The organism is Paraglaciecola sp. (assembly GCF_030730205.1).
GTDB lineage: Bacteria > Pseudomonadota > Gammaproteobacteria > Enterobacterales > Alteromonadaceae > Paraglaciecola.
Map to the genome: position 1 here is coordinate 1 of NZ_JANQVQ010000298.1, position 7,864 is coordinate 7,864.

General features: G+C 40.9%; 8 protein-coding genes. 4 read left to right on the forward strand and 4 right to left on the reverse strand.

Translation table 11 applies throughout. The annotated features are described in order from the left end of the window. Positions 1–48 precede the first annotated feature (48 nt). Positions 49–723 (reverse strand): HAD family phosphatase, encoded by a 675-nt coding sequence (locus NWQ57_RS19205; protein ID WP_306023796.1) that lies wholly within the window; start codon positions 721–723, stop codon positions 49–51. A 263-nt stretch (positions 724–986) separates the two neighbouring features. Continuing rightward, on the reverse strand, positions 987–1,880 hold the full coding sequence (locus tag NWQ57_RS19210; protein ID WP_306023797.1) for a LysR family transcriptional regulator: 894 nt from the start codon (positions 1,878–1,880) through the stop codon (positions 987–989). Positions 1,881–2,000: 120 nt separating this feature from the next. On the opposite strand from NWQ57_RS19210, the gene NWQ57_RS19215 reads away from it, so the two are divergent. From NWQ57_RS19215 to NWQ57_RS19230, 4 genes are all read left to right on the forward strand, one after another. After that, positions 2,001–2,648, forward strand: a complete 648-nt coding sequence (locus NWQ57_RS19215; RefSeq protein ID WP_306023798.1) for a DsbA family protein — start codon at positions 2,001–2,003, stop codon at positions 2,646–2,648. Positions 2,649–2,699: 51 nt separating this feature from the next. Then, on the forward strand, positions 2,700–3,293 hold the full coding sequence (locus NWQ57_RS19220; protein WP_306023799.1) for a malonic semialdehyde reductase: 594 nt from the start codon (positions 2,700–2,702) through the stop codon (positions 3,291–3,293). Positions 3,294–3,417: 124 nt separating this feature from the next. Next, positions 3,418–4,302 carry an MBL fold metallo-hydrolase gene (locus tag NWQ57_RS19225; RefSeq protein WP_306023800.1) on the forward strand — a complete coding sequence of 295 codons (885 nt, stop codon included), beginning with the start codon at positions 3,418–3,420 and terminating at the stop codon, positions 4,300–4,302. Positions 4,303–4,382: 80 nt separating this feature from the next. Beyond that, positions 4,383–4,859: a nuclear transport factor 2 family protein gene (locus NWQ57_RS19230; protein ID WP_306023801.1), complete on the forward strand. Its 477-nt coding sequence runs from the start codon at positions 4,383–4,385 to the stop codon at positions 4,857–4,859. 534 nt (positions 4,860–5,393) lie between these two features. Here the strand turns inward: NWQ57_RS19230 and NWQ57_RS19235 are convergent. Together NWQ57_RS19235 and NWQ57_RS19240 are read right to left on the reverse strand one after the other, a co-directional pair. After that, positions 5,394–5,981 (reverse strand): HdeA/HdeB family chaperone, encoded by a 588-nt coding sequence (locus NWQ57_RS19235; protein ID WP_306023802.1) that lies wholly within the window; start codon positions 5,979–5,981, stop codon positions 5,394–5,396. An 88-nt stretch (positions 5,982–6,069) separates the two neighbouring features. Then, positions 6,070–7,542: a hypothetical protein gene (locus NWQ57_RS19240; RefSeq protein WP_306023803.1), complete on the reverse strand. Its 1,473-nt coding sequence runs from the start codon at positions 7,540–7,542 to the stop codon at positions 6,070–6,072. Positions 7,543–7,864: the final 322 nt, after the last annotated feature.

Consider the following 7,864-nt stretch of genomic DNA (forward strand, 5'->3'; position numbering starts at 1 on the left):
CAGAGTGGCGATTCAGCCATAGAAAGCTTAGATATTACTCGTCAATTACTACTCGTTAAAAATGATGGACGGTAGCAGTTTGGGTATATCCCGCCAATGTTTAAATGTAAAATAGTCAGTTGCTTCAGCCTTTGCAATTGCATCAGAGTTAAGTAAGTGGCTACCGCCCGTATAACGACAAACTGTCATCCCTGCGGCTTTTGCAGCTTGAATACCCGATAAAGAGTCTTCAAAAACTAAACACTTTTCAGGTGCTACGCCCATAGATTTTGCGGCATGTAAAAAAAGATCGGGGGCAGGTTTACCGTTTTTCACCTCAGATGTTGTAAAAACATTGGTGTTAAAATACCTATCCAATGAGGTAATACTGAGTGCTTTTACTGTTCGGGGTCGACTACTACTCGTAGCTAAGCAAAAATTGACTTTCAGGTGTTCTAAAAGCCAAATAATATCAGGTGTGGTAACCAGGTCTCGCTCAAAATCTTGCAACAAAATATCGCGATAAGTTATTTCAAAGTCGTTTGGCAAAGCGATCTGGAAATCAGCAAAGAGTTTTTCCTTTACGTGAGAAAAACTCCGTCCTAAAAAGTGTTGCATAAAGTAAGTGTCGTCAATATTGATACCTAGCTTGGGCAATTCGATTTGCAGTGTTTTTTTACTCATAATCTCGCTGTCGATGAGCACACCATCACAATCAAAAATAATAAGGTCTATTGATGTCATATCACATAAATCTCGCACTACTTACTTTACTCAAGGACTTAAAAGCGTATTAGAAGAAGAGGGCAAAGAGGATTGCCTATTACAAAAAAACCACATTCCAAGGTGAAGTTCACTAAATGATCAAGTAAAGGATACCTGAGAATACACCATAAAGCTGCTTTATGAGCAAACGAAAATCCGGAGAAAGCCACCACTATTTTTGCTAATTAGCGGGTTAATAGACGCAGATTATCTGATGCAAAACCTTACTGTAAACAACATGCTTAAGTTTCAACTTGCTTAAAATACTCAACCAAACGGTCGAGTAACTTTCTGATGGCGATAGATTGATGTTTTCGCGAGCGGTATATCGCGTAAATACCTAATGAGGCCGGTTCATAATTAGGTAGTACGTGCACCAGCTTTCTCTCTTTGATTAACGGCTGCACTGCATAGTGGGGTTGTAACGAAATGCCCCTCCCTTTGAGAACAGAGTGCAACAATAACATGGATTCATTTGCGCTGTAATTACCGGACACGGCTGCCACAACAGCTTGTTCATCTTTGGTAAAATGCCACAAGCTTTTGCCAAAATTGGAATAAATGAGACAGTTATGCTTAACGAGATCATCTGGGTACACGGGATGCCCATTTTGTTTTAAATACTCCTCAGTGGCACACAATATCGAGCGGCAGCGTCCTAAATGCCGTGCAATAATATTAGGGTCAAGATCATTGGTTATCCGTATCGCCAAATCTATTCGATCTTCAACCAAATTAGTCACCTGATTGCTGACATGAATATCTATGTGCACTTTTTGGTAGTCATCTAAAAAGCGGTCCACCACGCGAGGAAGCAATTCACCAGCAACAAACTGTGAACAGGCAATGCGAATAGTTCCCTCGGGCTGGGCCTCATAATCTTGCTCAATTGGCATTGATACCTCTTGGGCAAAACTCAATAAGGAGCGACAAGTAACAAAGGCTTTTTCTCCTGCCGCGGTAAGGGTAAGTTTTCGCGTAGAACGGTGTAAGAGTTGTGCATCAGCCCAGTTTTCCATCTCATTGAGATAGCGAGTTACCATTGAGCGGGACATATCCAACGCTTGAGCGGCCCCTACCATACTGCCTTGCTCTACTATGCTAACAAAGACCTGCGCCGCGGTAATTCTGTCCATTATTCACCCTATATGTTCGATATATGCAACTAACCATTAACCAAACTAGGGTTTATTGCAAGGTTTTTGCAATTTAGACTTAACTCATCATTTAAAGCAGAGCGTAAACAGGAAGGAAAAATGAAGACCTTACACTTTATTTTGGATCCACAATGCGGATGGTGTTACGCCGCCGCCCCATTAATTGATGCACTCATTGAGCGCTCAGATATCGACATTAACATGCATGGCGGTGGACTATTTTCAGGTACGAATAAACGCATATTATCGGCGGATTTTCATCAACAAATTATGGCGATGGACCAAAGGATCACAACGCTAACGGGCCAGATATTCAGTCAAACTTACTATGCCAACATACTGGCAGATAAGCACCGTATTGTTGATTCGGATATTCCGACTACCGCGCTATTAGCAGCCCGCTCAATTGGTATAAACCCAATAACGATGTTACATAAAATACAAATCGCCCAGTTTGTAAAGGGACGTTCTCAGTCTGACATCGGCAATTTGACTGCTATTGCCGCAGAGCTTGGCGCAAGCACCTCTGCATTTTTAAAGGCTTTCACAGACTTTAGTGGCACAAAAACAGCACAACATATTGCTCAATCTCGGCATATGCTGGAATTAGTTGCAGGAAACGGATTCCCAACACTGGCATTTGAGCACGCAGATGGTGCCTTTACTAAATTAGATCACAGCGCTTACTACGGTCAGCCCCAGCAATGGGTGAAATATGTTGAGCGCGTAATGAAGACCATTGCATAAAACTAATTTTTACAGTTACAAATAATTTTACGACACAAAGTGGAGAGTAACATGAACAGTAAAATAGAGAGCAAAGCACAAGCGCAGTTGTTTAGCGACGCACGCACATTTAATGCATTTTTAAACAAACCAGTGCCTGATGAACTCATTCAAGAGTTATATGACTTAATGAAATGGGCCCCCACATCGATGAATTGCCAGCCAGGCTATTACGTCGTGGTTAGGAGTACTGAGGCCAAAGAAAAGTTAAAGAAAGCTTTGGCACCGGGTAATCAAGAAAAAACCATGGCCGCGCCAGCGACGGTCATTATTGCCTCGGATACGCAGTTTTATAATAACTTGCCAAAGCTATTCCCTGCGAACCCAGGAGCCAAAGATATGTTTGCCAATAATGAAGTAATGCGCGAAGCCACTGCTTTTAGAAATTCCACCTTACAAGGTGCTTATTTTATCATGGCCGCCCGCAGTCTTGGTTTAGATTGCAGCCCCATGAGCGGCTTTGACAATAAGGTGCTTGATGACGCTTTCTTCGCAGATGGACGTTACAAGTCAAACTTTATTATCAATATTGGCTACGGTGACGCTTCAAAAAATTACCCACGAGGGCCTCGCCTCAGCTTTGAAGACGTGGTTAAGATTATTTAACCGAAACAACTTAACCGCCATAGGTATCAGCAGCCAGGGCGTGTTTGGTCTAACACTTATTTTTTCAAGCCCTAGCCGTTTTCTCACTAGGGCAACACCTTCAATCAACACGACAGAGATTAAGATGACATTTTTAGTAAAATTAATTCAGGCAGGAGCCCTATCTTCACTCCTACTTTCATCAGCTAACGCAGTAAGTGCAACACTTCAAACTACGGTATTTAATCCTCAAGAAAAAAGTACTTTCCCAGTCAGCTCCGTGCTGATAACTGGCCCTACTGAGGCCATCTTAGTTGACGCTCAATTTCAGCGAAATGATGCTCAAACCTTAGTCGACATGATTAAACAATCAGGCAAAAAGTTAACCACTATTTATATTAGCCATGGCGACCCCGACTTCTACTTTGGTTTGGATGTCATTACCACTGCCTACCCCAAAGCCAAAGTGCTGGCCTCAGCAAAGACTCAAGCCTATATCAAAGCGTCTATGGAGCCTAAAAAAGCCTATTGGAGTCCCATTTTAAAAGACAACGCGCCGCAAGCACTAGTTGTACCAGAGGTATTAAAGGGCGACACCTTAATGGTAGATGGTGAGGAAGTTAACATCCTAGGACTTGATGGACACGACCCCAAGCACACTTTCGTGTACATCCCTTCCACTCGAACAGTCTTGGGTGGCGTTGTTATATTCGGCAATATGCATGTTTTCTTGGCTGATTCACAAACACCAGATTCACGGCAACGTTGGTACAAAACCTTAGACGTGATCGAGCAACTCGAGCCAACAACAGTTATTCCTGGTCACTTTTTAGGCGATAAACCCATGACGATTCAATCAGCTCATTTTACCCGCCACTATATCCAAGATTTTGAAAAAGTCGCCAAAGTATCAAGCAACTCTGCCGAGTTAATCGCTAAGATGAAAGCACGGTACCCCGATGTGGGTAGCGACAGTATATTAACTTTAAGCGCAAAAGTGATAATGGGCGAAATGAAGTGGGGCCAATAACCAGCTGTTTAAAGTGATGCTGACGTTTCGAACTGTTTAGCTCGAAACGTTCTTCTACCCATCCGCTGTGGAGAAATTTAATGAAACCGCTACTGATTTTATCAAAGGCAGTAATTGTGCTTTGTTTACTGCAAGCATGCACAATTCAAGCAAATACAGAGGCTAATACCATGACTAATCTTGATATTGTAAAAAGCACTTATGAAGGAAGTACTTCAGAAGAAAATGGCAAGAATCTAAAGCGTTACATTACAAGTGAAACTCGCTGGACTGAAGCCGCCGGATTTCCTTATGCCGGAACCTATCAGGGTCTTGAACAGATTGAACGCAACGTATTTGCTCGTTTAGCCAGTGAATGGATTGACTACAACTTTGCAGTAGAAGACTACGTGGCTAACGGCGATAAAGTCGTTGCTTTTGGCACTTATAGCGGTACATATAAGGCCACAGGCATATCTTTCAAAGCCAGAGTCGCGCATTTGTGGCAACTTAAAGACAGTAAAATAGTCAGTTTTGAACAGTTTGTTGACAGTAAAACCGTGACCGATGCGATGTGACTGTCGTCTATCTATAGCAAAGCGGCTTCACACCTTCGCCGTTATTATTTCGTTATAACCATCATTGGTGTACTGACAGAATTTTGTTCCACAAGGTTTCAACTGAATCCAATTATCACTAGTCATAAATACTTGGCACAGCTATGACGACGCTAAGCCATGATGAACCTAACGTTTAAGTCCTAAATTAAAGGTTAATCAGAGAAAATTAGGCTAGCTAGACACAGCAATTGAGTGATTGTCGCGAGCTTTTAATTTTTCTAATCTTGTTTACTGTGGTTCTTATCGAAATAAAGGATAAAAATTTTAGGCTAAACTGAAACTAACAGGCTCAAGGCATCAAACCCCAATTTTTAATCACTAATCACTTCCCTAAATAGCGCAACAAGTCCAACTATTACGAAAGAAATTTTGAGAACAAACAGTCAACCACTAATTCAACAAACCTTGGAACGCTATACAGTGATAAAAATCTTGCTAACATCACACTCAGTCTTGTAAGAATCGGTGGTTAACATTTCAGTAAATATTTGCCTAACTTTCTTTTAGTAGAACAAACAGCGTTTTTTGATCGAGTAACTTATCACTAACTAAGTTATTTTTTTGCTTAAACTTGGTAATTGCTGCTACACATTCTGGACTAAATAATCCATCGATCTTACCTGAATAATAGCCTAGCTGAGTCAACTTCTGCTGTACCCTTTGCACTACAACAATATAGACCTGCTCTACACTATTCTTTTGTAAGCTATTTTTGTCAGGTACAAATTCTTTAATTCGATCCTTATAGAGTTCATTTACCAATTGCGTCACCGCTTGAAAATAACTCAACTGAGGGTTTTTATGGCAATGAGCTACCAAATATCCCGCTAGCGTTTCACTGGTTTCCCAGGAAACCACATCAAAATTATCGCTCAGATGTTGGTTATGAGCAGTGATGTAACCATTCATCCAACCTACAAACATAAACTTTTCATAACTATTTTCATTCTCAATTAACGCATTGAAACTCTTGCAGGAGACATTCCCAACGCCCTTAATTGCAAATTTTCCCTGTTTATCAAGAGCGAATGTTTGTGATGCAAACGCAATCATTAGAAAAACACTTAAAAATTTGAACATAATATTTTGATACTCCAAAAATAACTAAAAAATAGCTGCCGAGTGACAGCTATTTTTATTTATTATCAAGTTTAAAAACTATTGAGTTTTAACTGCGAAAAGTTTTTCGACGCACCATGAAGATGGCAAAACATCCTAAAAACATGACAGAAAGTGAAGCTGGAGCATTAACTGAACTAACATCGTCAACAAGCAAGGCACTCATCATCAATTCAACAGGGTCTCCAGACCACTCTAGGTATAAAGGAAAGGCTGTAGCAAAACCTGGGGCAGCTACATCTAATGTTTTACCAACAAAGAACAGTTCAAAAGTATCAGTATTGAGTGAAGTTAAATCAAACATTTCATCAGGTGCCAATGTCGCAACTAATACACCACCTACATAGATTTCAACATTTCCAAAACCAAATGTACTATCAGGTGTCATTATTTCACCAAACAATCCGCCACCTGTAAGTGAGTATTCAAATCCCTCTGCGTAAGGTGGATCATACCAAAGGCCAGATTCCGGAGAGGTAAACACAAATTCACCTGGCGCTGTTACAAAAGGTAGAACCGGGACGTCTGAAGTTGAACCAAGTTCAACACCACCCACACCACCGAAGGCGAAAAGAAACGTTCCAGGCGTACCATTATCTGGAGAACTACCTGCTGAATTTTGCCCTAAAGAATAAACATCAACGCCAAGCATATTAATGGCATCTACTGCTTCTGCTTCATCCGCTGTTGTTCCGTAGAAAATATTGAATGTACGGCTGTCACCCGCATCTAAACTACCAAACGCAAAATCAAAAACAGAGCCATGATCTGCTGCACCATTGTCGACAAAGTCGGTGTTTACTGTCTCAAAGTTTACCGAACTTGCCGCTGACCGAGGATCCCAAGAAGCAAAACCGTTATCACTGGCGTAACGTACATTTCCGCCATTGCTTTCTAGATTTTCTTCAACCCCTCCATGTGTAACGTATTCTGCAAACTCGGTTGGGGGTATATCCCAATCCATTGCCCTACGATAAACTAAATCTTCTACAGCAGAATCGGTATTATTGCTTATAGTAACAGATACTTGAAACACACCTTGGGCCAAGGATGGACCAAATGAATGCGTTACAGAAACATTTGCATCACTTAAATTAACTTCTGATGTAGCAGTACTTGTGGTCGAACCAAAAGTGCCACCTGTGATACCAAACGCCCCACCAAAGTTTTCATTTGCTCCACCAGCTATGCGAGAGGTATCTGGTAATGTTACTGCCACCCCCCACCCTTCGCACAAACAACCAGGGGAGGTTGAATCTCCTAAGCCATTACGCCAGAGTCCAAAAGGAATACTATCGGGGCTTTGACCATTAAACTGGCTACCAGGACCAGCTGGAGTGAAATAACCACCATCAATTAAGGCATTTGCTTGTTCAGTAGTAGGAACGTAATTGAGGTGGCCTTCGTTATTGATACCTAACAAGGTATCACCGTACACAATTATAGCACCTGCATGAACAACACTAGATGTTCCCAAAAAGGCCAACACTAAGGCTGTTGCTTTTAATTTTTTGCTTAACATACTAAATTTCCTTTTTTAAATGTTAGTACAGAACTTTTCTTTCAACTCGTAGGGTTAAAAGATCCAATAAAACTAAGCACAAAACACACCAATTCCATATAGCATTGTATTTTATCGTATTTTCAACTTAAAGGTAAAAAAAATGTAAAATATCTTGACGATCACTCAGCTATATTCATTTGGTTTCAATGGCTCGTAAATTTTGTGTTTACTTTCTTAGTAAACGAAGTAAGTCAATTTCATACTGGCACAAATAACCGACTGAGCCAGGTTAATTGTTTATATGATAAGTTTGTTGCCGAAGTCTTAACTCAAAAAATAG

Excerpts from the sequence above, each read along its gene's own strand:
- NWQ57_RS19205 (WP_306023796.1), bottom strand. The coding sequence starts at position 723 with ATGACATCAATAGACCTTATTATTTTTGATTGTGATGGTGTGCTCATC.
- NWQ57_RS19210 (WP_306023797.1), bottom strand. The coding sequence starts at position 1,880 with ATGGACAGAATTACCGCGGCGCAGGTCTTTGTTAGCATAGTAGAGCAA.
- NWQ57_RS19215 (WP_306023798.1), top strand. The coding sequence starts at position 2,001 with ATGAAGACCTTACACTTTATTTTGGATCCACAATGCGGATGGTGTTAC.
- NWQ57_RS19220 (WP_306023799.1), top strand. The coding sequence starts at position 2,700 with ATGAACAGTAAAATAGAGAGCAAAGCACAAGCGCAGTTGTTTAGCGAC.
- NWQ57_RS19225 (WP_306023800.1), top strand. The coding sequence starts at position 3,418 with ATGACATTTTTAGTAAAATTAATTCAGGCAGGAGCCCTATCTTCACTC.
- NWQ57_RS19230 (WP_306023801.1), top strand. The coding sequence starts at position 4,383 with ATGAAACCGCTACTGATTTTATCAAAGGCAGTAATTGTGCTTTGTTTA.
- NWQ57_RS19235 (WP_306023802.1), bottom strand. The coding sequence starts at position 5,981 with ATGTTCAAATTTTTAAGTGTTTTTCTAATGATTGCGTTTGCATCACAA.
- NWQ57_RS19240 (WP_306023803.1), bottom strand. The coding sequence starts at position 7,542 with ATGTTAAGCAAAAAATTAAAAGCAACAGCCTTAGTGTTGGCCTTTTTG.